The organism is Dechloromonas denitrificans (assembly GCF_020510685.1).
GTDB lineage: Bacteria > Pseudomonadota > Gammaproteobacteria > Burkholderiales > Rhodocyclaceae > Azonexus > Azonexus denitrificans_A.
The window spans coordinates 2,438,390-2,460,741 of the sequence record NZ_CP075185.1 but is presented as its reverse complement, the minus strand read 5'-3'; the positions used below and the strand labels follow the sequence as shown (position 1 = coordinate 2,460,741).

At 56.6% G+C, this 22,352-nt stretch carries 29 protein-coding genes; 25 read left to right on the top strand and 4 right to left on the bottom strand.

Annotated elements, in window-relative coordinates:
- The first annotated feature begins 1 nt into the window (after position 1).
- From KI611_RS11730 to KI611_RS11720, 3 genes are read left to right on the top strand one after another with little or no spacing between them, the layout of a single operon-like run.
- Positions 2-652 (top strand): HAD-IA family hydrolase, encoded by a 651-nt coding sequence (locus KI611_RS11730; RefSeq protein ID WP_226415021.1) that lies wholly within the window; start codon positions 2-4, stop codon positions 650-652.
- Positions 631-990, top strand: coding sequence for a Rieske (2Fe-2S) protein (locus KI611_RS11725; protein WP_226415016.1), 360 nt, complete (start codon positions 631-633; stop codon positions 988-990). The genes KI611_RS11730 and KI611_RS11725 overlap by 22 nt, the downstream gene beginning before the upstream one ends.
- Positions 983-1,945: a S49 family peptidase gene (locus tag KI611_RS11720; RefSeq protein ID WP_226415012.1), complete on the top strand. Its 963-nt coding sequence runs from the start codon at positions 983-985 to the stop codon at positions 1,943-1,945. Before KI611_RS11725 ends, KI611_RS11720 begins: the two co-directional genes overlap by 8 nt.
- A gap of 4 nt (positions 1,946-1,949) precedes the next feature.
- Here KI611_RS11720 and KI611_RS11715 read toward each other — a convergent pair whose 3' ends face one another.
- Together KI611_RS11715 and KI611_RS11710 are read right to left on the bottom strand one after the other, a co-directional pair.
- A complete protein-coding gene (locus KI611_RS11715; protein ID WP_226415008.1) occupies positions 1,950-2,657 on the bottom strand; it encodes an SAM-dependent methyltransferase in 708 nt (235 codons plus the stop codon).
- A complete protein-coding gene (locus KI611_RS11710) occupies positions 2,657-3,238 on the bottom strand; it encodes a Maf family nucleotide pyrophosphatase (protein ID WP_226415005.1) in 582 nt (193 codons plus the stop codon). The genes KI611_RS11715 and KI611_RS11710 overlap by 1 nt, the downstream gene beginning before the upstream one ends.
- A gap of 273 nt (positions 3,239-3,511) precedes the next feature.
- On the opposite strand from KI611_RS11710, the gene KI611_RS11705 reads away from it, so the two are divergent.
- From KI611_RS11705 to KI611_RS11665, 9 genes are all read left to right on the top strand, one after another.
- Positions 3,512-3,838, top strand: a complete 327-nt coding sequence (locus KI611_RS11705; protein ID WP_226415001.1) for a YceD family protein — start codon at positions 3,512-3,514, stop codon at positions 3,836-3,838.
- Positions 3,839-3,856: 18 nt separating this feature from the next.
- On the top strand, positions 3,857-4,036 hold the full coding sequence (rpmF, locus tag KI611_RS11700; RefSeq protein WP_203466559.1) for a 50S ribosomal protein L32: 180 nt from the start codon (positions 3,857-3,859) through the stop codon (positions 4,034-4,036).
- A gap of 55 nt (positions 4,037-4,091) precedes the next feature.
- Positions 4,092-5,120, top strand: a complete 1,029-nt coding sequence (plsX, locus tag KI611_RS11695) for a phosphate acyltransferase PlsX (protein WP_226414997.1) — start codon at positions 4,092-4,094, stop codon at positions 5,118-5,120.
- Complete coding sequence (locus KI611_RS11690) at positions 5,121-6,080, top strand: beta-ketoacyl-ACP synthase III (protein WP_226414994.1); 960 nt, start codon at positions 5,121-5,123, stop codon at positions 6,078-6,080.
- A gap of 18 nt (positions 6,081-6,098) precedes the next feature.
- Positions 6,099-7,025, top strand: a complete 927-nt coding sequence (gene fabD, locus KI611_RS11685) for an ACP S-malonyltransferase (protein ID WP_226414990.1) — start codon at positions 6,099-6,101, stop codon at positions 7,023-7,025.
- Positions 7,026-7,028: 3 nt separating this feature from the next.
- A complete protein-coding gene (gene fabG, locus KI611_RS11680; RefSeq protein WP_226414986.1) occupies positions 7,029-7,769 on the top strand; it encodes a 3-oxoacyl-ACP reductase FabG in 741 nt (246 codons plus the stop codon).
- Positions 7,770-7,842: 73 nt separating this feature from the next.
- A complete protein-coding gene (gene acpP, locus KI611_RS11675; protein WP_066883607.1) occupies positions 7,843-8,079 on the top strand; it encodes an acyl carrier protein in 237 nt (78 codons plus the stop codon).
- Between the two features lie 72 nt (positions 8,080-8,151).
- A complete protein-coding gene (fabF, locus tag KI611_RS11670) occupies positions 8,152-9,387 on the top strand; it encodes a beta-ketoacyl-ACP synthase II (protein WP_226414983.1) in 1,236 nt (411 codons plus the stop codon).
- A gap of 22 nt (positions 9,388-9,409) precedes the next feature.
- The gene (locus tag KI611_RS11665; RefSeq protein ID WP_226414979.1) at positions 9,410-9,847 is read left to right on the top strand and encodes a protein YgfX; all 438 of its coding nucleotides are present in this window, start codon (positions 9,410-9,412) and stop codon (positions 9,845-9,847) included.
- Here the strand turns inward: KI611_RS11665 and nadB are convergent.
- The gene (gene nadB / locus KI611_RS11660) at positions 9,822-11,399 is read right to left on the bottom strand and encodes an L-aspartate oxidase (protein WP_226414975.1); all 1,578 of its coding nucleotides are present in this window, start codon (positions 11,397-11,399) and stop codon (positions 9,822-9,824) included. The genes KI611_RS11665 and nadB overlap by 26 nt on opposite strands.
- Positions 11,400-11,570: 171 nt before the next feature.
- Between nadB and rpoE the strand changes: the two genes are divergently transcribed.
- From rpoE to nagZ, 13 genes are read left to right on the top strand one after another with little or no spacing between them, the layout of a single operon-like run.
- Positions 11,571-12,170, top strand: a complete 600-nt coding sequence (rpoE, locus tag KI611_RS11655) for an RNA polymerase sigma factor RpoE (RefSeq protein ID WP_226414972.1) — start codon at positions 11,571-11,573, stop codon at positions 12,168-12,170.
- A gap of 3 nt (positions 12,171-12,173) precedes the next feature.
- Positions 12,174-12,608, top strand: a complete 435-nt coding sequence (locus KI611_RS11650) for a SoxR reducing system RseC family protein (protein ID WP_226414969.1) — start codon at positions 12,174-12,176, stop codon at positions 12,606-12,608.
- A 23-nt stretch (positions 12,609-12,631) separates the two neighbouring features.
- Positions 12,632-14,056, top strand: coding sequence for a DegQ family serine endoprotease (locus KI611_RS11645; protein WP_226414966.1), 1,425 nt, complete (start codon positions 12,632-12,634; stop codon positions 14,054-14,056).
- Entirely contained in the window at positions 14,046-14,291 is a 246-nt protein-coding gene (locus KI611_RS11640; RefSeq protein ID WP_226414962.1) for a glutaredoxin family protein, read from the top strand. Before KI611_RS11645 ends, KI611_RS11640 begins: the two co-directional genes overlap by 11 nt.
- Positions 14,292-14,351: 60 nt before the next feature.
- A complete protein-coding gene (gene lepA, locus KI611_RS11635) occupies positions 14,352-16,142 on the top strand; it encodes a translation elongation factor 4 (protein ID WP_226414958.1) in 1,791 nt (596 codons plus the stop codon).
- 8 nt (positions 16,143-16,150) lie between these two features.
- The gene (gene lepB / locus KI611_RS11630) at positions 16,151-16,939 is read left to right on the top strand and encodes a signal peptidase I (RefSeq protein ID WP_226414930.1); all 789 of its coding nucleotides are present in this window, start codon (positions 16,151-16,153) and stop codon (positions 16,937-16,939) included.
- A 10-nt stretch (positions 16,940-16,949) separates the two neighbouring features.
- Positions 16,950-17,300, top strand: coding sequence for a DUF4845 domain-containing protein (locus KI611_RS11625; protein WP_226414927.1), 351 nt, complete (start codon positions 16,950-16,952; stop codon positions 17,298-17,300).
- 6 nt (positions 17,301-17,306) lie between these two features.
- A complete protein-coding gene (rnc, locus tag KI611_RS11620) occupies positions 17,307-17,975 on the top strand; it encodes a ribonuclease III (protein ID WP_226414924.1) in 669 nt (222 codons plus the stop codon).
- Positions 17,972-18,856 (top strand): GTPase Era, encoded by an 885-nt coding sequence (gene era / locus KI611_RS11615; protein WP_226414921.1) that lies wholly within the window; start codon positions 17,972-17,974, stop codon positions 18,854-18,856. Before rnc ends, era begins: the two co-directional genes overlap by 4 nt.
- Positions 18,853-19,581 carry a DNA repair protein RecO gene (gene recO / locus KI611_RS11610; RefSeq protein ID WP_226414918.1) on the top strand — a complete coding sequence of 243 codons (729 nt, stop codon included), beginning with the start codon at positions 18,853-18,855 and terminating at the stop codon, positions 19,579-19,581. Before era ends, recO begins: the two co-directional genes overlap by 4 nt.
- A complete protein-coding gene (locus KI611_RS11605) occupies positions 19,578-20,333 on the top strand; it encodes a pyridoxine 5'-phosphate synthase (protein ID WP_226414893.1) in 756 nt (251 codons plus the stop codon). Before recO ends, KI611_RS11605 begins: the two co-directional genes overlap by 4 nt.
- The gene (gene acpS, locus KI611_RS11600) at positions 20,330-20,707 is read left to right on the top strand and encodes a holo-ACP synthase (RefSeq protein ID WP_226414890.1); all 378 of its coding nucleotides are present in this window, start codon (positions 20,330-20,332) and stop codon (positions 20,705-20,707) included. The genes KI611_RS11605 and acpS overlap by 4 nt, the downstream gene beginning before the upstream one ends.
- Entirely contained in the window at positions 20,704-21,723 is a 1,020-nt protein-coding gene (nagZ, locus tag KI611_RS11595) for a beta-N-acetylhexosaminidase (RefSeq protein WP_226414887.1), read from the top strand. Before acpS ends, nagZ begins: the two co-directional genes overlap by 4 nt.
- Before the next feature lie 52 nt (positions 21,724-21,775).
- Here the strand turns inward: nagZ and efp are convergent, their stop codons facing one another.
- Entirely contained in the window at positions 21,776-22,333 is a 558-nt protein-coding gene (gene efp, locus KI611_RS11590) for an elongation factor P (protein WP_226414841.1), read from the bottom strand.
- Between the last annotated feature and the right edge of the window lie 19 nt (positions 22,334-22,352).

The window sequence follows — 22,352 nt, the reverse complement described above, 5'->3', positions numbered from 1 at the left end:
AATGAAATACGAACTGGTCGTTTTTGATTGGGATGGCACCTTGCTCGATTCGGCGGGGGCCATTGTTAACGCCATACAGTCGGCCTGTCGCGACCTTGGTCTGGCGATTCCGGATGATACGCGCGCCCGCCATGTGATCGGGCTTGGCTTGTCTGATGCCTTGCGCCATGCGGTTCCCGATCTGCCGCTTGAGCGCTATCAGGAAATGATCGAGCGTTATCGCTTTCATTACCTGTCAAGCGATCACGAGTTGAATCTGTTTGTCGGGGTGCGTGAAATGCTGGCTCGCCTGCAGGCCGCCGGGCATGTCCTGGCGGTCGCGACGGGAAAAGGTCGTCCTGGTCTTGACCGGACGCTTGATCATTCCGGGTTGCGTCCGCTGTTTCAGACTTCGCGCTGCGCCGACGAATGTCATTCCAAGCCGCATCCACAGATGCTGGAAGAGCTGATGGCGGAATGCGGGATTGCTGCCGGGGCGACGATAATGATCGGCGATACCTCGCACGACCTGTTGATGGCCAGCAATGCCGGTGTCGATAGTCTGGCGGTGACCTATGGTGCGCATCCCCATGACCACTTGCTGGAGTGCAAACCGCTGGCTTGTCTGCATACGGTTCAGGAGCTTGATCTGTGGCTGAAGAACTTCGCCTGATCTGCGCCAGTCATGAAGTGGTCGAGGCGGGCAAGGGGGTCAGGTTCACGATAAGGCGTCATCAACAGGATGTGCCAGCCTTCGTCATTCGCTACAAGGGTGGTGTTTATGCCTATTTGAATGAATGTGCACATGTTCCGGCGGAGCTTGATTGGCAACCAGGGGAGTTCTTTGATAATTCCAAGCTATACTTGATTTGCTCGATTCATGGCGCACTTTATGCTCCGGAATCCGGCAGATGTCTCGGTGGACGCTGCCAGGGAAAAGGTTTGAAACCTCTAAGGGTCCGCGAAATTGCAGGACTCATATATTTGGATCAACAGAATAATCATGGATAACCCCCAAACACCCAACAATGCACCTGGCTGGGAACGCCAGGCGCTGGAAAAACTGGCCTTCTCGGCGCTGCAAGAGCAGCGCTTGCGGCGGCGCTGGGGAATATTTTTCAAGTTTCTTGGCTTTGCCTACCTGCTTGTCGTCATGGTTGCGGTTGTCGATTGGGGGGCTGATGCCGAACATTTGGAGCGCCACACGGCACTGGTCAATCTGAATGGCGTCATCCAGGCCAAGGGTGAGGCCAACGGAGAAGATCTGATCGCGGCACTCAACGGTGCTTTCGAGGCCAAGAATGCGGTCGGAGTAATCTTGCGCATCAATAGCCCGGGCGGTAGTCCGGTTCAGGCCGGGATTGTCAATGACGAGATCCGGCGCTTGCGCGGCAAGTATCCGGACAAGCAGTTATACGCAGTCGTCGAGGATATGTGTGCTTCGGGTGGTTACTACGTGGCCGCTGCGGCTGACAAGATTTATGTAGACAAGGCCAGCATCGTTGGTTCGATTGGCGTGCTGATGGATGGCTTTGGTTTTACCGGCACGATGGACAAGTTGGGCGTCGAGCGCCGCTTGCTGACGGCCGGTGCAAACAAGGGCTTCCTCGACCCGTTTTCACCTCAGGCTCCGCAGCACAAGGAGCATGCGCAGCTTTTGCTCAACGATATTCATCAGCAATTCATCGATGTCGTAAAGGCTGGTCGCGGCAAGCGGCTGAAAGAATCCCCGGAGATGTTCTCGGGCTTGATGTGGACGGGCGCGCAAAGCGTCGAGCTTGGCCTTGCCGATGGTTTTGGCAGCGTGGATTCAGTGGCGCGCGATGTCATCAAGGCGGAAAAAGTCCTTGATTACTCGGTCAAGGACAATATCGCTGAACGCTTTGCCAAGCGATTGGGGGCAAGCACCTTTGCCGGATTCTGGAATGGCTTTTCGGAAAGCGCTCAGGGCGTTCGTTTTCAGTAGCGGCTTAGGCGAGCAGAAGGAAAACTGACGGACGCCGCTCGATTTCGGGCGGCGTTTGTTTTTTCCATTGCTGGATTGTTCGCGTCAGTACCGATTCGCCGGGTAGCGTGAGGTCGGTTGCGACAGCCAGGCGAGTTCCCGGTTGGCAGGCTTGCAGGATGCTGTCGAACATTTGCCGGTTGCGATATGGCGTCTCGATGAAAATCTGCGTTTGCTGCCGCTTTCTGGATTCGCTTTCGAGCTCTTTCAGGGCTTTGCTTCGGTCGGCTTCCTTGGCCGGCAGGTAGCCTTGAAAGGCAAAACGCTGACCATTCAAGCCTGAGGCCATTAGGGCGAGCAGTAGCGACGAGGGGCCGATGAGCGGAACGACGCGGATGTTTTCCTTTTGCGCCAGTCCCACCAGATTTGCCCCGGGGTCGGCGACAGCGGGGCAGCCGGCCTCGGAGAGCAGGCCGACGTCGTGGCCGGTACGCAAGGGAGCGAGCAGAAGGTCGAGCTCGTTCGTCTTGGTGTGCTCGTTAAGCTCCACCAGTGTCAATTCCTGCAGGGGGGTATCGGTCCCCGCTGCCTTGAGAAAGGCGCGGGCTGTCTTGGCCTGTTCGACGACGAAATGTGTCAATGGCTTGATTGTCGCCAATACATTGGCTGGCAAGGATTCCGCTGGAGCCGTCGGTCCCAGTGGTACGGGTATCAGGTAGAGTGTGCCCGGCATCAAAGTATCGCCATGCCCTGGCGACGCAGCATGTCGCATAGCGCAATCAGTGGCAAACCAACCAGGGCGTTGGGATCTTCCCCCTTCATGCTGCTCAGCAGGGCGATGCCAAGGCCCTCGGATTTGGCCGAGCCGGCACAGTTGTAGGCGGGCTCGCGGCGGAGGTAGTTCTCAATTTCCGTGTCGCGCAGTTGGCGAAAAGTTACCAGTGTCGGAACGCCATGCACATCGGCTTCGCCGGTCCTTGAGTTGAACAGGCAGAGGCCAGTGAAAAAATTAACGGTTTTCCCCGACAAGGCTCGCAGTTGCTCGACGGCGCGCTCGTGGGTGCCGGGCTTGCCATAAATTTCACCATCGACGGTAGCGACTTGGTCGCTACCGATGATCAGGGCATCCGGATATGCTTCGGCAACTGCTCGTGCCTTGGCTTCAGACAGGCGCAAAGCCATGGCCTCAGGTGTTTCACCGGCGAGGGGGCTTTCATCGGTTTGCGGATTGGCGACTTCAAAAGGCAGCCCGAGACGGCCCAGCAACTCCCGCCGGTAGGGCGAGGTTGACGCGAGAATTAGTTTTGGTGGCATGAAAGGCTCGTTACAACAAGGTGTTGCGATTACTTCTTGAAGCAGCACTTTGTTTTGACTTGGAAAGCCAAAAATAATATCATCTAGGGTTTAAGTCGTAACAGCTCAACATTGAAAAGAATTTCAGACGCTTTTGTTTTTGCTAGGGAAGGCCGTGTTCTTGAGGGAACGCTGCCAGTCTCTGTCCTTGAGCGTCTGCATGATCTGCTGACCGAGGTGGAGGGAGAGGTATCTTTCCGCCTTCAGGGGTCTCAGGGGGCGCGCGGAGAGTGCATGCTGCATCTGGAGGTTTCGGGAGTTATCCCGCTGGCCTGTCAGCGCTGCCTGAACGCCGTTCCTCATGAACTCGATGTCGACAGCTTGCTGGAACTCGTTCCTGAAGGCGCCGACTTGTCGCAAGATGAGCTGGAAGACGACACCCGGGATTTCCTGCCGGTGGCACGCGAACTGGATGTGGTTGAGTTGGTGGAGGATGAAATTCTCCTGGCTCTGCCAGTCGCGCCGCGGCACGAAAAATGTGGTTTGCCTGGCGCAGCCGATGCCGGCGAACGGGTTCATCCGTTCGCAACATTGGCCGGGCTTAAAGGCAAGCCGAACTGATTTTTTTGGAGTATCAACATGGCCGTTCAACAGAACAAAAAATCCCCTTCCAAGCGTGGTATGCATCGCGCTCACGATTTCCTCGTCGCACCGCCGCTGGCTGTCGAGCCGACCACGGGCGAGACGCATCTGCGTCACCACATTTCTCCCAACGGGTTTTACCGTGGCAAGAAAGTCCTGAAGGCAAAGGGCGAGTAATCGTTCATTGAAGGGGCAGGCGGTTCGTTTCGGACCGCCTGCCTTTTCTTTTGTTATGACAACCCGCATTGCTATTGATTGCATGGGGGGTGACCACGGGCCGTCTGTAACGGTTCCGGCGGCTATCCAGTTTCTTGCGGAGCAAACGGCAGCAAATCTCATCCTGGTGGGTCAGGAGGAGGTTTTGCGCCCCTTGCTTGGCAGCCATGCCCAAAATCCTCGTCTACGTCTGGTCCATGCCTCGGAAGTGGTTGGTATGGACGAGTCGCCATCGCTCGCCCTGCGCGGCAAGAAAGACTCGTCCATGCGCGTCGCCGTCAACCTGGTCAAGGCCGGGGAGGCTGACGCCTGCGTTTCTGCGGGCAATACCGGGGCGCTGATGGCAATTTCCCGGTTCGTGCTGAAAATGCTGCCCGGCATCGATCGCCCCGCCATCTGCGCGCCACTGCCGACAATCAACGGTCATACGCACATGCTCGACTTGGGCGCCAACGTCGACTGTGGGCCGGAACATTTGCTGCAGTTCGGCATCATGGGGGCCATGCTGGTGGCCGCCATGGAGCACAAGGATCGGCCGACTGTCGGCATCCTCAATATCGGTGAGGAGGAGATCAAGGGCAACGAGGTTGTCAAAGCGGCGGCCGAACTGTTGCGTAGATCCGATCTCAACTTTGTCGGTAATGTCGAGGGTGACGGAATTTTCAAAGGCGAAGCCGATGTGATCGTTTGCGACGGCTTTGTCGGTAATGTTGCTTTGAAGACTTCCGAAGGTCTGGCGCAGATGTTGGCCTCTTCGTTGCGTAGCGAGTTCAAACGTAACTGGTTAACAAAAATTGCCGCATTGATTGCCATTTCCGTCCTCAATAACTTCAAGAAGCGTTTTGACCATCGACGTTACAACGGGGCCATTCTTCTCGGACTCAAGGGGATTTCAGTCAAGAGCCACGGTTCGGCTGATGTGATGGCCTTCGGTAACGCGATTTCGCGCGCCTTCGATGCTGCGGAAAATCGTGTTCTGGAACGTATTACCGGGCGTATGGCCCAGATGGCTGCGGTTAAAGCCGTCGCTGTGGAGAGTGTCTGAATGTATGCACGTCTGATCGGTACGGGCAGCTGCCTTCCCGGAAACCCCGTAAGTAACCACGATCTGGCTGCGCGTGGCATCGATACCAATGATGAATGGATCGTCACGCGTACCGGTATTCGCAGTCGCTACCTTGCTGCTCCGGGCACTACCTCCAGCGAACTGGGTTTGGTGGCGGCGCAGCGTGCTCTGGAAATGGCCGGTGTTGCAGCCAGCGAAATTGATCTGATCATTGTCGCTACCTCGACGCCGGACTTTATTTTCCCCAGTACCGCCTGTCTGATTCAAGGGCAGTTAGGTAACAAAGGGGCGGCGGCTTTTGATGTACAGGCGGTTTGCAGCGGTTTTACCTATGCACTGGGGATTGCCGACAAATTTATTCGCTCCGGTAGTCACAAAAAAGCGCTGATCATCGGTGCCGAGGTCTTTTCACGGATCCTCGACTGGACCGATCGCGGCACCTGCGTGCTATTCGGTGACGGTGCCGGTGCTGTCGTGCTTGAAGCCTCAGATGCGCCTGGAATTCTCGCTACGGCGATGCATGCCGACGGTAGCCAGAATGGCATTTTGAATGTTCCCGGCCAGATTAGCGGCGGACAGGTAACTGGTGATCCATTCCTGCGTATGGATGGTCCTGCCGTCTTCAAGTTTGCTGTCCGGGTGCTGGCGGATGTTGCCGAAGAAGTCTGTCACTCGGCTGGCATTCAGACCGGTGACGTTGACTGGCTGATTCCGCATCAGGCCAATATTCGCATCATCGATGCGACGGGGAAAAAACTAGGTATCGATCGTAGCAAGGTCATCGTGACTGTTGATCGTCACGGCAATACCTCGGCAGCCTCGGTGCCACTGGCACTCGATGAGGCGGTGCGTGACGGACGCATCCAGCGCGGCCAGAAAGTGCTGCTGGAGGGCGTTGGCGGAGGCTTTACCTGGGGCGCTGCCCTGCTCGAATTCTGATTCAGGAGACGGACAAACATGTCTTTTGCTTTCGTATTTCCCGGCCAAGGCTCGCAGAGCGTTGGCATGATGGCTGCCTACGGCGATTCCGCCGTGGTGCGCGCCACCTTTGATGAAGCTTCGGCCGCTCTCGGTGATGACCTTTGGGCGATGGTTGCCGAAGGGCCGGCCGACGTGCTGACTCAGACGGTTAATACCCAGCCGGTGATGTTGACGGCAGGCATCGCTGCCTGGCGCCTGTGGCTGGAAAAGGGCGGGCGCAAGCCCGTCGTTCTGGCCGGTCACAGCCTGGGCGAATACTCGGCGCTGGTCGCTGCCAACGTCCTTGAGCTCAAGGAGGCCGTACCGCTGGTTCGCTTGCGTGCTGCCGCCATGCAGGCCGCCGTGCCGCTTGGAACAGGAGGTATGGCGGCGGTGCTGGGGCTGGACAACGCCCGTATTGCTGAAGCCTGCGTCGAAGCGGCTCAAGGTGAAGTTGTTGAGCCAGTCAATTTCAATGCCCAGGGGCAGACCGTGATTGCCGGTCACAAGGCTGCCGTCGAGCGTGCCATGGAAGCCTGCAAGGCTCGCGGCGCCAAGATGGTCAAGGCCTTGCCGGTATCGGCACCTTTCCACTCCTCGTTGATTCGTCCTGCCGCCGACAAACTGGCGGCGCGCCTGGCTGAGTTGACGCTGCGTGTGCCGGCGACTCCGGTAATCAACAACGTGGATGTGACCATCGAAAGCGATCCGGTTCGTATCAAGGATGCGTTGGTCCGCCAGGCCTACAATCCGGTTCGCTGGGTTGAGACGATTCAGTCGATGGCCGCAATGGGGGTCACGACGATCGCCGAATGCGGTCCGGGCAAGGTGCTGGCTGGTCTGAGCAAGCGCTGTGCTGACGGCGTGACCGGCGTTGCCCTGGCCGATATCCTAGCTATCGATGCCAACCTCGGTCTGGAGTAGTTGATGCTGAATGACAAGATTGCGCTGGTTACCGGTGCCACACGCGGCATCGGTCGTGCCATTGCGCTGGAACTCGGCAAGCGTGGCGCTACCGTTATCGGCACGGCCACTAGCGATGATGGAGCGGCAAAGATTTCTGCCTTTCTTGCCGAAGCTGGCCTGAAAGGGAAGGGCGTGGCTCTCAATGTATGCGATGCGGCCCAGACCGACTCGGTACTTGGTGATATCGTCGCGGATTTCGGTGCCATAACGATTCTCGTCAATAATGCTGGGATTACTCGTGACAATCTGGCCATGCGCATGGGCGACGACGAGTGGGATGCCGTAATCGACACTAATCTCAAGGCGGTTTTCCGCATGTCGCGCGGCGTCATGCGGGGCATGATGAAGGCGCGTTTCGGTCGTATCGTCAATGTCACGTCGGTCGTTGGCTATTCCGGAAATGCCGGACAGGCCAATTATTGCGCCGCCAAGGCCGGCGTTGCGGGAATGTCCCGTTCGCTGGCTCGCGAACTGGGTAGCCGTAACATCACTGTTAATTGTGTTGCGCCGGGCTTTATTGCCACCGACATGACACATGCACTGACCGAAGAGCAAAAGAAGGCTATGCTTGCCTCAATTCCTCTTGGTCGAGCTGGAACGCCGGAAGATATCGCCGGTGCTGTCAGTTTTCTCGTATCCCCGACCGCCGCCTACATCACGGGCACGACAGTGCATGTGAATGGCGGCATGTTTATGGATTAATTCCCGGAAGCCTCGGCTTTTGGTAAACTTGCAACGTTTTTTTTCGTACCCCTGAGGGGAAGGAGTTTTTCTAATGGATAACATCGTAGAGCGCGTCAAGAAGATCGTCGCCGAACAACTGGGCGTGAACGAAGCGGACATCAAGAATGAGTCCTCCTTTGTGGACGATCTGGGCGCGGATTCCCTGGACACCGTCGAACTGGTCATGGCGCTGGAAGAAGAATTCGAGTGCGAAATCCCTGACGACCAGGCTGAGAAGATCACCACGGTCCAGCAGGCTGTCGATTTCATCCTCGCCAACAAAAAATAAACCAATTCTGGTTGCCCTAGGTAAGGCCGGCCTCCATGGCCGGCCTTGCCACATTTGCTTTCGGAGTGAACCTTGGCACGTCGCAGAGTCGTAATTACCGGACTGGGTATCGTTAGCCCGGTCGGAAACACCGTCGAAGAGGCTTGGCAGAATATTCTGGCCGGCCGCTCCGGCATCGCCCATGTCACTAAGTTCGATGCATCTACCTTTCCGGTTCAGATTGCCGGCGAGGTCAAGAATTTTGATATCGCCAGCTATATCTCGGCTAAGGATGCCCGTCGAATGGATACTTTCATTCATTTCGGCATGGCGGCCGGCATTCAGGCTGTGCGTGATGCAGGCCTGGATCAGGAAAACGTGGCCGATCTCGAGCGCGTTGGCGTCGCCATTGGTTCAGGAATTGGTGGTCTGCCACTGATCGAAGCGACCAAGGAGGAGTACATCGCCGGCGGTGTCCGTAAGGTTTCGCCGTTCTTCGTGCCGGGATCAATCATCAACATGATTTCCGGCAACCTGTCCATCATGTATGGCTTCAAGGGGCCGAATATCGCCCTCGTTTCAGCCTGTACCACGGGGACGCACTCCATTGGCGACGCTGCCCGCATCATCGAGTACGGCGATGCCGACGTGATGGTTGCTGGTGGTGCCGAGTCTACGGTGTCGCCGCTCGGTATGGGGGGGTTCTGTGCCGCTCGCGCGCTGTCCACCCGCAATGACGATCCGGCAACCGCCAGTCGTCCGTGGGACAAGGATCGCGATGGATTCGTCTTGGGCGAGGGGGCTGGGGTCATGGTTCTTGAGGAGTATGAGCATGCCAAGGCCCGTGGCGCCAAGATCTATGCCGAGCTAACCGGCTTTGGCATGAGTGCTGATGCCCACCACATTACGGCTCCGGATACCGATGGCCCACGGCGTAGCATGCTGAACGCCCTGAAAAATGCCGGCGTTGGGCCGTCTGATGTGCAGTATCTGAATGCCCACGGTACTTCGACCCCCCTCGGCGACAAAAACGAAACGGCGGCCATCAAGCTGGCGTTTGGTGATAGTGCCTACAAGGTGGTGGTCAATTCGACCAAGTCGATGACTGGGCATTTGTTGGGTGGTGCTGGCGGGATCGAGTCGTTATTTACGGTCCTTGCCATTCATCATCAGATCTCGCCGCCAACCATCAATATTTTCAATCAGGATCCGGAATGCGATCTTGATTACTGCGCCAATACGGCACGAAAAATGAAAATTGATATTGCGCTGAAGAATAATTTCGGCTTCGGCGGCACCAACGGTTCGCTGGTATTCCAGCGCGTCTGATCCGGCGTGTCAGGTAAAAACGATGCAGTTTCCGATTACCATCGGACTGCACCGTTCTCGTTTTCTGGACGCGGTTTTGCTTCTTGCCGCTTTCTCGGCAACCGCTGCGGCGCTGGCTTTTCGACAATCGCCCCTAGTTCAGCTGGCGTTTGTGATGGCGACCTGGCTACTTTTTGGACTAGCCTGGCGGCAGATGTCGCCGAAGCTTTCAGCAATTCGTCTCGAGCGTGCCGGGCAGGTTTCCATTCGTGGCATTCGTGAAAGTGATTTCCTGGCGACCCGCTTGCTGCCGGGGGCAACGGTTCATCCGTGGTTGACCATCATCAGGTTGGTAGCCGACAACGGACAGTGTCATACGCTGATTGTTACCGTCGATTCGCTGAAACGACAGGATTTTCGACGCCTTCGGGTGTTTCTCCGCTGGCAGGCTGATTTCAACGTGCCGGACGACGACGCTTGAGAACCGTGTTTTTCGCCTTTTTCAGCATTTCAGGATAGTCGCGGGAAAAGTGCAGGCCACGACTTTCCTTGCGCTGCATGGCACAGCGCACAATCAAATCGGCCGTAACGACGAGATTGCGTAGTTCAATCAGGTCATGGCTGACCCGGAATGTCGAGTAAAACTCATGGATTTCGCGTGTCAGCAAGCCAATGCGATGTTTGGCCCGTTTCAGGCGTTTGGTGGTGCGAACGATTCCGACGTAATCCCACATGAAGCGGCGCAACTCATCCCAGTTGTGCGAAATGACCACTTCTTCGTCGGTATCGGTGACGCGGCTTTCATCCCAAAGTGGCAGCTCCGGTAGGGCCTCTGTTTTTCTGCTGAGAATGTCCTTGACTGCCGCTTCCGAGAAAATCAAGCACTCAAGCAGCGAATTCGAGGCCAGTCGGTTGGCGCCGTGCAGGCCGGTACAGGAAGCCTCACCCGCGACGTAGAGATTGGCGACATCTGTTTGTCCATTGAGGTCGCTGACGATGCCGCCGCAGGTGTAATGCGCGGCGGGAACCACTGGAATCGGCTCGCGTGCGATATCGATGCCAAGTTCGAGGCAGCGGGCGTGGATGTTGGGGAAGTGATTGAGGATGAAATCCTCGCCCTTGTGCGAGATGTCGAGGAAAACACAATCGAGGCCGCGTTTCTTCATCTCGAAATCGATCGCCCGGGCGACGATGTCGCGTGGGGCGAGTTCAGCCCGTTCATCGTGTTCCGGCATGAAGCGCGTCCCGTCGGGCAGACGGAGCAGGCCGCCTTCGCCACGAACCGCTTCGGAAATCAGGAAAGATTTTGCCTGTGGATGATAAAGGCAGGTCGGATGGAACTGGATGAACTCCATGTTCGAAACCCGGCAGCCGGCGCGATAAGCCATGGCAATGCCGTCGCCGGTCGAGGTGTCGGGGTTGGTCGTGTAGAGATAAACCTTGCCTGCGCCACCGGTCGCCAGTAGCGTGTTTGGGGCGCCTATCGTGATTACTTCACCATTGCGACTATCCAGAACATACGCGCCGAAACAGCGGTTTTCTCCGGTTCCCAGTTTTTCACCGGTAATCAGGTCAATGGCGATGTGGCTTTCGAGTACCGTGATATTCGGATTGGCGCGGACTTTTTTGGTCAGCGTATTTTGGACGGCTAGGCCGGTAGCGTCGGCGACGTGAATAACGCGACGGGCGCTGTGGCCGCCTTCGCGGGTCAGGTGATAGCCCGCTTCGTCCTTGGTGAAGGGGACGCCCTGTTCGATCAACCATTCAATGGCGCGGCGACCGTTTTCAACCACGAAGCGGGTGGCCGGTTCATCATTGAGCCAAGCACCTGCGATCAGGGTGTCCTGAATGTGCGCCTCGATCGAGTCCTGGCTGTCGAGAACTGCTGCAATACCGCCTTGAGCCCACCCGGATGCCGAGTCTTCCAAGCTCCGTTTGCTGACCAGCGCCACACGGCAATGCTCGGCTAGCCTGAGGGCGGCCGACTGTCCGGCCAACCCGCTGCCGATGATAAGGACATCAAAATTCTGCACGGCTGTTCTCTAGGGGGATTATTTTGACTGAAATATAGCACGTGGAAAACCCATCTTCCCGTTACAGACAGTCACAATTAAGGATAATCCCCTATCTACTGCTCAAAAAATGCTGAGCTATACTCCGATTCATAAACATACTAACGACTACCCCCAGGGAAAACGAGAGCCATGAGTGAGCGCGAGATCGATCAGGCACTGGTCGAGCGGGCGCAAGGCGGAGATCAGCGCGCCTTCGACCAGTTGGTAAGCAAATACCAGCGCAAGTTGGGCCGTCTGCTTTCGCGCTTTATTCGCGATCCAGCGGAAGTGGAGGATGTTTCACAAGAGGCATTCATCAAGGCTTATCGCGCCTTGCCGTCCTTTCGGGGAGATAGTGCCTTCTACACTTGGCTTTATCGCATTGGCATCAATACCGCCAAAAATTATCTGGTTTCGCAAGGTCGGCGTGCTCCAACGTCTACTGAGTACGACGCCGAGGAGGCGGAGGGCTTTGAAGATGCGAGTCAGTTACGCGACATCAATACCCCCGAGAGTCTGCTTCTCTCGAAGCAGATCGGCCAGACCGTAAATTCGGCAATGGAAGCCTTGCCAGAGGAATTGCGGACGGCCATCGTATTGCGCGAAATAGATGGGATGTCATACGAAGAAATTGCCGGAATCATGGCCTGTCCGATTGGAACCGTACGTTCCAGAATTTTCCGGGCGCGCGAAGCGGTTGCGGCTAAATTACGTCCGCTGCTGGATATCGCACCCGATCGACGTTGGTGAAATATGAATGAAGAAAATAGCACTATCCAGGCGGTCGTCCGCTCAGTGGATGGCGATCAGGCACTGGTTGAAGTCGAGCAGGGCGGCTGCGGCCGTTGTCACGAAAAGGGTGGCTGTGGTGGTCAGCATTTGACGCAGATGTTTTGCAGCGGACCGAAGACTTACCGTGTGGACAATCTCGTTGCTGCCTCGGTCGGCGAGCGTGTGACTGTTGCGATCGCTGCTGGCAGTGTGCGACGCACGGCCAATCTGGCCTACGGCGTGCCGCTCCTGTCCATGCTTGTCGGAGCAGCGCTCGGTACGCAAATCGGTGGTGATTTGGGAGCGGTGTTGGGGGCCGGTGGGGGACTTGTTCTTTCGGTTTTTTACGTTCGCTTTCGTTCTCGAGATGGCTCTGGAAATTTCACCGAACGTCCCCACATCATTTCCCGATCCTAGTTGAATCAGGAGGTATGCTGCCAATGAATCGTCTTATTACTGCTTTTTCGCTAATTTTTTTCTGCTCATTAGTTAATGCTCAGGCGCGCGGTCTGCCGGATTTTTCTGAGCTTGCCGAGAAGCAAGGGCCTGCCGTGGTGAATATCAGCACCACACAGGTTACGCGTGGCCAAAACCAGATGATGCCGTTTCCGTTCGATGAGAACGACCCGGCCTTTGAATTTTTCAAGCGCTTCATTCCGCGCCCACCCAGCGGTGCGACGCCGCGTGAGTTCGAGAACAAATCGCTCGGCTCCGGTTTCATCATCAGCAGCGATGGCTACATACTGACCAATGCCCACGTGGTGGATAGCGCCGATGAGGTTACCGTGCGCTTGACGGACAAGCGCGAATTCAAGGCCAAGACTATCGGATCGGACAAGCGGACCGATGTGGCGTTAATCAAGATCGAGGCCACCGGTCTGCCGGCTGTCAAATTGGCGGACACCGCGCAGTTGAAAGTGGGGGAGTGGGTGGTCGCCATCGGATCGCCATTCGGCTTCGATAATTCGGTCACCGCAGGGATCGTTTCGGCCAAGGGCCGCTCGTTGCCGCAGGAAAATTACGTTCCTTTCATCCAGACCGATGTCGCGATCAATCCGGGTAATTCGGGCGGGCCGCTGTTCAATATGCGCGGCGAGGTGGTTGGCATAAATTCCCAGATTTACAGTCGCAGCGGCGGCTATATGGGACTTTCCTTTGCCATTCCCATCGATGTGGCAATGGAGGTGCAAAGTCAGTTGCGTGCATCCGGCAAAGTGAGTCGCGGTCGTCTTGGCGTGGTCATACAGGAGGTCAGCAAGGAGTTGGCCGACTCGCTGGGCTTGAGTAGGCCGATTGGGGCTGTGGTCAATGCCGTTGAAAAAGGTGGCCCGGCTGAAAAGGCTGGCCTGGAGGCCGGTGATGTGATCTTGAAGTTCGATGGCAAGACTATCAACAACTCGGCCGATTTGCCGCGCATGGTCGGGGTTGTCCGGCCGGGAAGCCGCGCGGTGCTGCAGGTCTGGCGCAAAGGGGCGACCCGTGATATTGCCGTTACGGTCGGCGAAATGGTCGACGAAAAACAAGCCAGCGCTCGTCAGTCCAGGGGGGGCAAGCCGCCTGAGCAGGCCGCCAACCGTCTCGGTCTGGTCGTCAATGAACTGACTGCCGAACAAAAGCGCGAGCTGAAAATGAACTCGGGGCTGCTCATCGAAGAGATTCGTGGCTCCGGTGCACGTGCCGACCTGCGGCCGGGTGACATTGTCATCGCGGTCATCAGCAAGGGGGCGACTACCGAAGTCAAGACTGTTGATCAGTTCAATAAACTGCTTGCCCAGTTCGAGAAGGGCAGCAATGTTACGCTGTTGATCCGCCGTGGTGACATGCAGACTTTCGTCACAATCAAGGGTTTGAACGGTGGGGGTTGAACTGACCCTGCTTAGCCGCAGCTACTGCCACCTCTGTCACGACATGGAGATGGCTTTGGCGCCGTTGGCTGCCGAGTTTTCGGCCGTGGTCACCGTGGTTGATGTCGATGCCGACCCGGTGCTCGAAGCGAAGTACGACGAAATGGTGCCGGTTTTGCTGCATGGCGAAACAGAGCTTTGTCATTACTTCCTCGATGAGGCTAAAACCCGTGAATATTTGGCCGAAATCCGCTAAAATTCAGGGTCTTCTGAACAGGGAAGGGCGCTGGAAAAGCGCCCTTTTTTACTAGCATCAATGGATCACATCCGTAATTTCTCTATCATTGCCCATATCGACCACGGCAAATCAACGCTGGCCGATCGCATCATCCATCTTTGTGGCGGTCTTTCCGACCGTGAAATGGAAGCGCAGGTACTCGACTCGATGGATATCGAGCGCGAACGCGGCATTACCATCAAGGCCCAGACTGCTTCGCTGCAGTACAAGGCACGTGATGGCAAGATCTACAATCTGAACCTGATCGATACCCCGGGGCACGTCGATTTTTCGTACGAGGTTTCCCGTTCGCTGTCGGCCTGCGAAGGTGCGCTACTGGTTGTTGATGCCTCGCAGGGAGTTGAAGCGCAGACCGTGGCTAACTGTTACACCGCCATCGAGCTGGATGTCGAAGTTGTGCCGGTTTTGAACAAGATTGATCTGCCGTCGGCTGACCCGGATAGCGCCCGTCAGGAAATCGAGGATGTGATCGGTATTGACGCCACTGATGCGGTATTGGCTTCGGCCAAGACCGGTCTTGGTGTCGAGGATATTCTTGAAGCCGTTGTAGCCCGTGTGCCGGCTCCCAAGGGTGATCCATCGGCACCGCTCAAGGCGCTGATCATTGATTCATGGTTCGATAATTATGTCGGCGTGGTGATGCTGGTTCGTGTCGTTGATGGCGTGCTTCGTCCGAAGGACAAGCTGCTGTTCATGGCGACCGGTGCTATCCAGTTGTGTGAGCAGGTCGGCGTTTTTTCACCGAAATCGGTTCCGCGCGATGCGTTGCGGGCTGGCGAAGTGGGTTTCGTCATTTCCGGCATCAAGGAACTGAAAGCGGCGAAGGTCGGCGATACGATCACTACGGTCGACCGCAAGGCCGCTTCGGCCTTGCCCGGCTTCAAGGAGATCAAGCCGCAGGTGTTTGCCGGTTTGTATCCCGTGGAATCCAATCAGTACGACTCGCTGCGTGAAGCGCTGGAAAAGCTCAAGCTCAATGACGCATCATTGCAGTATGAGCCGGAAGTCTCGCAAGCCCTTGGCTTCGGCTTCCGTTGCGGTTTTCTTGGCCTGCTGCATATGGAAATCGTGCAGGAGCGCCTTGAGCGCGAGTTCGATCAGGACCTGATCACCACTGCCCCGACGGTTGTCTACGAGGTCGTGCTGCGTGACGGAACGCTGGTTCAGATCGAAAATCCGGCCAAATTGCCTGAACTCAGCAAGATTGAAGAAATACGCGAGCCGATCATTTCGGCGACGATCTTTGTGCCACAGGATTATCTCGGTAACGTAATTACGCTGTGCAACCAGAAGCGCGGCAATCAGGTCGATATGCATTACCACGGCCGGCAGGTGAAGCTGGTCTATGAGATGCCGATGGCTGAAGTGGTGATGGATTTCTTCGACAAGCTGAAGTCCTGTTCAAAAGGCTATGCCTCGCTGGACTACGACTTCAAGGAATATCGTGCGGCCGATGTCGTCAAGCTCGATATCCTGATCAACACCGAGAAAGTCGATGCGCTGTCGTTGATCGTGCACCGAGCCAATTCGCAATATCGCGGCCGGGAACTCGCTTCCAAGATGCGCGAACTGATTCCTCGTCAAATGTATGACGTAGCGATCCAGGCTGCCATTGGGTCGCACATCATCGCCCGTGAAAACGTCAAGGCGATGCGCAAGGACGTGCTGGCCAAGTGTTACGGCGGCGACATTTCGCGCAAGAAAAAACTGCTGGAAAAGCAGAAGGCAGGCAAGAAGCGGATGAAGCAGGTGGGCAGTGTGGAAATTCCGCAGGAAGCCTTCCTCGCAGTGCTTCGTGTCGATAATTGAGAATAGCGATGAACTTTGCCCTGATTCTTTTTGTGCTGCTGGTGATTACCGGCGTGCTTTATGCGGTTGATATTCTGAAATTCCGCAAGCTTCGTGTAAAAATTGGGCCGGAACCCCTTTGGGTCGAGTGGGGAGCCAGCTTCTTCCCGGTCATCCTGATCGTCTTCGTGCTCCGCTCCTTTCTGTTCGAGCCTTTCAAGATTCCCTCCGGCTCGATGATCCCGACGTTGTTGGTTGGTGATTTTATTTTGGTGAACAAATTCACCTATGGCATCCGCCTGCCGGTGATCAACAAGAAAATCATTAGCATCAACGAACCGCAACGTGGCGATGTGATGGTTTTTCGTTATCCGGAAGATCCGTCGCTCGACTACATTAAGCGCGTTGTCGGATTGCCGGGCGACACCGTGGCCTACCAAAACAAGCGTTTGACCATCAATGGCCAGCCGGTTGAAATGACCAAAACGGCTGACTATCTGCACCCGGAACGTCTTTACTATTCGGAACAGTATCTTGCCAAGATGGGCGAGGTTCAGCATAACCTGCTCAACGATACCGATGCGCCGGCTTTTGTGCCCGATGCCGGGCGTTTTCCCTATCGCGAAAATTGTTCTTACAATGCTGCTGGCGTTACCTGCAAGGTGCCGGCCGGGCATTATTTCATGATGGGTGATAACCGCGATAACAGCCGGGATAGCCGGGCTTGGGGTTTCGTGCCCGAAGAAAACATAGTCGGCAAGGCGTTCTTTATCTGGCTTAACCTCAGCGATCTCAGCCGGATCGGTTCCTTCAAGTAAGGGGATATCAATGAAATATCAACGTGGCGTGGCGCTCTCTGGTCTGATTTTCTGGGGCATTGTCCTTGTTCTGGTGGCTGTGCTCGGTATGAAAGTGGCTCCGACCGCCATCGAGTACTTCAAGATTTTGAAGGACTCCAAAGCTGTCGTCGCTCAGGTTGGCCCCGATGCCACGGTTGCCGATGTCCGCAAGTCGTTCGACAAGTTCGCTGAAATCGACATGCTCGAGTTTTACGGCAACCAACTCGATATATCGAAGGATGGCGGCAAAATCGTCATCGAATTTGCCTATGAAAAGCGTATTCATCTTTTCTGGAATGTCAGCCTGCTGATTGACTACAAAGGGTCGACCGCTGAGTAATATGGCATGACCGCGCAGTCCGTTGCCAATACTCTCGGCCACTGTTTTTCTGACCAGACTCTTCTCCGGACGGCGCTGACGCACCGTAGTTTTGGTACGCCGAATAATGAGCGGCTGGAATTTCTCGGCGATGGCATTCTTGATTGTGTTATCGCTGCGGCCTTGTTTCATCGCTTTCCGGATTTTCCGGAGGGCGATCTGTCCCGTTTGCGTGCCAACCTGGTTCGCCAGGACGCCTTGCATCGCCTGGCCTTAAGCCTCGATATCGGCGGCTGCCTGCGCCTGGGTGAGGGCGAACTAAAAAGCGGTGGTGCCCAACGCCCTTCGATTCTGGCCGATGCGCTCGAGGCCTTGTTTGGCGCGATCTATCTCGATGCCGGTTTCGATGCTGCCTACGCGGTCATCATCAAGCTGTATACCCCTCTGCTGGATGAGCTGCGACCAGGACAGGTGCAGAAGGATGCCAAAACCAGCTTGCAGGAGTGGCTGCAAGGGCGCAAGAAACCGTTGCCCCGTTACCAGCTTCTTGAAGCGACCGGCGCTGCCCACGAGCAGCGTTTCAAGGTGGCTTGTGAAATTGACCATCCGTCCGTGCGTACCGTCGGTTACGGACCTAGCCGCCGTATTGCGGAGCAGATCGCCGCCGAACAGGCATTGAAAGAATTGAAGGCATGAAAAAAATCCGTTCCGGTTACATCGCTATCGTGGGCCGACCCAATGTTGGCAAGTCGACGCTGCTCAACCGTCTGGTTGGGGAAAAAATCAGTATTGTTTCGCGCAAGGCGCAAACGACTCGCCACCGGATTACCGGCATCGTGACCAAGGAGGATGCGCAATTCGTCTTCGTTGACACCCCCGGTTTTCAGACCAAGTTTTCCAATGCCTTGAACCGGGCAATGAATCGCGGCGTCACCCAGACGCTGAGCGATGTTGATCTGGTGCTCTTCGTTGTTGAAGCCGGTCGTTATGATGCCAAGGATCAGGCGGTCGTCAGGTTGTTGCCGAAAGACCGTCCGGTGATTCTGGTTGTCAACAAGACCGATCAGTTCAAGGAACGCAACGCCTTGTTGCCTTTCCTGGCCCAGGTTTCCGCCGAGCACGATTATGCAGCGGTGGTCCCGATCAGCGCGACCAAAGGTCGCCAGACCGAAGATCTACTGGCCGAAGCCCGCAAGCACCTGCCCAACGAAGGGCTGATGTTCCCGGAAGACGATCTGACCGACAAAAGCGAACGTTTTCTTGCGGCCGAGTACATCCGAGAAAAAGTCTTCCGCCTGCTTGGCGATGAATTGCCTTACGCGACGACGGTGGAAATCGAAAGATTCGAAATCGAAGGCAATCTGCGCCGGATTTTCGCGGCAATCGTTGTCGACCGCGAAGGCCACAAGCCCATTGTGATCGGCAAAGGTGGCGAGTCGCTCAAGCGCATCGCCAGCGAAGCACGCCAGGACATGGAGCGCCTGTTCGACGGCAAGGTTTATCTCGAGATCTGGGTCAAGGTCAAATCGGGCTGGAACGATGACGAACGCCTGCTGAAGAGCCTCGGTTACGAATGAACCTGCGCAGCAAAGTCGATGGCCAGCCGGCCTACGTCTTGCATACGTACCCGTTCCGGGAAACCAGTCTTATTGTCGAAGTATTTTCCCGCGATTTCGGGCGCATGGCTTTGTTGGCGCGCGGCGCCCGCCGCCCCCGTTCGGCGATACGCGGCTTGCTGATGGCCTTCCAGCCGATCGAGATCGGCTGGGCCGGCAAAGGGGAAGTTCTCACCCTGATGAAAGCCGAATGGCTGGGCGGCCAACCCTTGCTGGTCGGCGATGCCCTGTTCTGCGGCTATTACCTCAATGAATTGCTGATGCACCTGCTGCCGCGCGAGGATGCGCACGAACACCTTTTCGTGCGTTATGCCGAAATGCTCGCCCGGCTGGCCGTCGATCCGAGTGGCAAGGTGCGTGAGCCCGATCTGCGCAGCTTTGAGAAAGCGCTGCTACAGGAGCTTGGTTATGGCCTGACACTGAGCCATGACAGCGCCGGTGAGGCGATCATTCCGGCGGCGTATTACACCTACCGCATGGAGCAGGGGCCGGTGCGTGTCGAGCATGCCGACGCGGCGGCGCAAGTCGTCAGGGGTACGACACTGCTCGACCTTGAGGCTGAAGATTTTTCCGACTCGCGTTCCCGTTTGGAAGCCAAGCAGTTGATGCGGACCTTGATGGCTTATTATCTGGCTGGCAAGGAATTGGAAACCCGTAAAATATTCAAGGAGTTGCAAGAGCTATGATCGAACTTGGCGTCAATATCGACCACATCGCCACGCTGCGTCAGGCCCGCCGTACCTATGAACCGGATCCGGTCTGGGGGGCTGTTGAGGCCCATCTCGGCGGGGCTGACGGGATTACCGTGCATCTGCGCGAAGATCGCCGCCACATCCAGGATGCCGACGTGCGGCGTTTGCGCGAACTGACTCAGGTCAAACTTAATCTGGAAATGGCGGCAACTGACGAAATGGTCGGCATCGCCTGTGGGCTGAAGCCGGAAATGGCAATGCTGGTGCCGGAAGGACGGCATGAAGTGACGACGGAAGGTGGACTTGACGTTCTGTCCCAGGAAGGACGCCTGAAGGATGTCATCGCCCGCTTGGCCGGTGCCGGTATCGTTACCAGCGTCTTCATCGATGCCGAACTGCCGCAAATTGAAGCGGCGGCCCGTATCGGTGCCAGCGTCTGTGAAATCCATACCGGACCCTACGCACACGCCTTTCATGCCCGTGGCCGCGATGCCGAAGCCCCGGCGGTGATCGCCGAACTGGCGAAGATCCGTCTGGCCGGCCAGCGCATCCGCGAACTCGGCATGCGCTTCAATGCCGGGCATGCGCTCAATTATTACAACGTGCAGCCGATGGCCCGTTTGGTGGGAATTCGAGAGTTGCACATCGGTCACGCCATTGTCAGCCGATCGATTTTCGTCGGCTTGCGCGAAGCTGTTCGCGAAATGAAGCAATTGATGCGTGAAGCGGCCGAGCGCAGCGAATGATCTACGGTATCGGCACCGATATCGTCGCGGTCGAACGCCTGCAGCAAATGTGGGAACGCCATGGCGACCGGGCGCTCAGCAGGTTGTTGGCACCCCAGGAAATTGAGGAGTTTGCCAAGGCTGCCAGCAAGGGGCGTTTTCTTGCCAAACGTTTTGCTGCCAAGGAAGCCTTCAGCAAGGCACTCGGCACCGGCGTACGGCCGCCTGCTGTGTTGTCGGCCATTGCCGTCAATCACGATGAGCTGGGCAAGCCGACCCTGGTTTTCTGTGGCGAACTGGCTGAGTTGATCGAAAACCGGGGCCTCAAAGCCCATCTTTCCTTGAGCGATGAAGCTGATTACGCCATCGCCTACGTCATTCTGGAACACGCATGATTTACCAAGCTCTCGGCCCGCTGATGATTGACATCGCCGGCACGCAGCTCACCGAAGTCGATCGCGACCGCCTTCGTCATCAGTTGGTTGGCGGCATCATTCTGTTCAGTCGCAATTACACCACCCCGGAACAGCTCGCCGCTCTGACCCGGGAAATTCATGCCCTGCGTAGGCCGGCCCTGCTGATTGCCGTCGATCACGAAGGGGGCAGGGTGCAGCGTTTCCGCGACGGTTTTACCCGCTTGCCGCCGATGGCTGTCTTGGGGCGGTTATGGGATGAGCGGCCGGAAGCAGGGCTCGAAGCCGCCCGTCAGGTCGGCTTCGTCTTGGCCGCCGAATTGCGCTCACGGGGTGTCGATTATTCCTTTACCCCGGTTCTCGATCTCGACTATGGTCCATCGCGGGTCATCGGCGACCGGGCTTTTCATCGGCAACCCGAAGCAGTAGTGGCGCTGGCCAATGCCCTGTCGGCCGGTTTGCGCGATGGCGGCATGGCTTCCTGTGGAAAGCATTTTCCCGGTCATGGCTATGTCATCCCGGATTCGCACGTCGAGTTGCCGGTCGATGGGCGCAGCCTGGAAGCCATGCAGGAGGACCTGCTGCCGTACCGCGAGCTGGCCCTGGATGCGGTCATGGCGGCGCATGTGATTTATGAATGTATGGATTGCAATACTGCTGTATTTTCAAATAAATGGATCGATTATTTGAGAAATAACATTAAGTTTAATGGGGTGGTTTTTACCGACGATCTCTCAATGGCCGGGGCCGGTGTCGTGGGCGACATGCTGAGCCGGGTCGATACCGCCTATCGCGCCGGTTGCGACATGTTGCTGGTTTGTAATTCACCTGCTGCCGTGGGTGAGGTACTCGCCGACTGGCATCCGGAAGTCGATCCACTGCGCGGCAAGCGCGTTGAAGCCTTGTTGCCCGGCTTGCCGGCCAAGGATTGGGCGGCGCTACAGGTCGATTCGCGCTATCAGGCTGCCCGGGAAAACATTGCCCGATTGATGGCCTGAAATGAAATCGGGCAGCCGAAGCTGCCCGATTGGCGTACCGTGAATCTCGTGATTACTTGACGCGATTCTTGTATTCGTCGGTGCGAGTGTCGATTTCGATCTTGTCGCCGATATTGACGAAAGCCGGCACCGGCAGCTCAAAGCCGGAGGACAGCTTGGCAGGCTTCAGAACCTTGCCGGACGTGTCGCCCTTGACAGCAGGTTCGGTGTAGATCACTTCGCGGACCACGCTGTTCGGCAGTTCAACGGAGATTGCCTTGCCGTTGTAAAAAACGACTTCGCAAGCCAGGCCGTCTTCCAGATATTTGAGCGCGTCGACCATGTTCTCGGCCTCGACTTCAAACTGGTTGTATTCGCCGTCCATGAATACATACATCGGGTCGGCGAAGTAGGAATAAGTCACTTCCTTCTTGTCGAGCTGAACCACTTCGAACTTGTCGTCAGCCTTGTAGACGGCTTCGGAAGCGGCGCCGGACAGCAGATTCTTGAGCTTCATCTTGACCACAGCAGAGTTGCGGCCGGACTTGTTGTATTCGGTCTTCTGGACGACGAGCGGGTCGGCACCAACCATAATTACGTTGCCAGAGCGTAGTTCCTGTGCGGTCTTCATTCGGGATTCCCAAAAAGCT

Bases quoted from the DNA above. Each gene is read 5' to 3' on its own strand.
- KI611_RS11730 (WP_226415021.1), top strand. From the start codon at position 2: ATGAAATACGAACTGGTCGTTTTTGATTGGGATGGCACCTTGCTCGAT.
- KI611_RS11720 (WP_226415012.1), top strand. From the start codon at position 983: ATGGATAACCCCCAAACACCCAACAATGCACCTGGCTGGGAACGCCAG.
- KI611_RS11715 (WP_226415008.1), bottom strand. From the start codon at position 2,657: ATGCCGGGCACACTCTACCTGATACCCGTACCACTGGGACCGACGGCT.
- KI611_RS11710 (WP_226415005.1), bottom strand. From the start codon at position 3,238: ATGCCACCAAAACTAATTCTCGCGTCAACCTCGCCCTACCGGCGGGAG.
- KI611_RS11705 (WP_226415001.1), top strand. From the start codon at position 3,512: ATGCTGCATCTGGAGGTTTCGGGAGTTATCCCGCTGGCCTGTCAGCGC.
- rpmF (WP_203466559.1), top strand. From the start codon at position 3,857: ATGGCCGTTCAACAGAACAAAAAATCCCCTTCCAAGCGTGGTATGCAT.
- plsX (WP_226414997.1), top strand. From the start codon at position 4,092: ATGACAACCCGCATTGCTATTGATTGCATGGGGGGTGACCACGGGCCG.
- KI611_RS11690 (WP_226414994.1), top strand. From the start codon at position 5,121: ATGTATGCACGTCTGATCGGTACGGGCAGCTGCCTTCCCGGAAACCCC.
- fabD (WP_226414990.1), top strand. From the start codon at position 6,099: ATGTCTTTTGCTTTCGTATTTCCCGGCCAAGGCTCGCAGAGCGTTGGC.
- fabG (WP_226414986.1), top strand. From the start codon at position 7,029: ATGCTGAATGACAAGATTGCGCTGGTTACCGGTGCCACACGCGGCATC.
- acpP (WP_066883607.1), top strand. From the start codon at position 7,843: ATGGATAACATCGTAGAGCGCGTCAAGAAGATCGTCGCCGAACAACTG.
- KI611_RS11665 (WP_226414979.1), top strand. From the start codon at position 9,410: ATGCAGTTTCCGATTACCATCGGACTGCACCGTTCTCGTTTTCTGGAC.
- rpoE (WP_226414972.1), top strand. From the start codon at position 11,571: ATGAGTGAGCGCGAGATCGATCAGGCACTGGTCGAGCGGGCGCAAGGC.
- KI611_RS11650 (WP_226414969.1), top strand. From the start codon at position 12,174: ATGAATGAAGAAAATAGCACTATCCAGGCGGTCGTCCGCTCAGTGGAT.
- KI611_RS11645 (WP_226414966.1), top strand. From the start codon at position 12,632: ATGAATCGTCTTATTACTGCTTTTTCGCTAATTTTTTTCTGCTCATTA.
- lepA (WP_226414958.1), top strand. From the start codon at position 14,352: ATGGATCACATCCGTAATTTCTCTATCATTGCCCATATCGACCACGGC.
- lepB (WP_226414930.1), top strand. From the start codon at position 16,151: ATGAACTTTGCCCTGATTCTTTTTGTGCTGCTGGTGATTACCGGCGTG.
- KI611_RS11625 (WP_226414927.1), top strand. From the start codon at position 16,950: ATGAAATATCAACGTGGCGTGGCGCTCTCTGGTCTGATTTTCTGGGGC.
- rnc (WP_226414924.1), top strand. From the start codon at position 17,307: ATGACCGCGCAGTCCGTTGCCAATACTCTCGGCCACTGTTTTTCTGAC.
- era (WP_226414921.1), top strand. From the start codon at position 17,972: ATGAAAAAAATCCGTTCCGGTTACATCGCTATCGTGGGCCGACCCAAT.
- recO (WP_226414918.1), top strand. From the start codon at position 18,853: ATGAACCTGCGCAGCAAAGTCGATGGCCAGCCGGCCTACGTCTTGCAT.
- KI611_RS11605 (WP_226414893.1), top strand. From the start codon at position 19,578: ATGATCGAACTTGGCGTCAATATCGACCACATCGCCACGCTGCGTCAG.
- acpS (WP_226414890.1), top strand. From the start codon at position 20,330: ATGATCTACGGTATCGGCACCGATATCGTCGCGGTCGAACGCCTGCAG.
- nagZ (WP_226414887.1), top strand. From the start codon at position 20,704: ATGATTTACCAAGCTCTCGGCCCGCTGATGATTGACATCGCCGGCACG.
- efp (WP_226414841.1), bottom strand. From the start codon at position 22,333: ATGAAGACCGCACAGGAACTACGCTCTGGCAACGTAATTATGGTTGGT.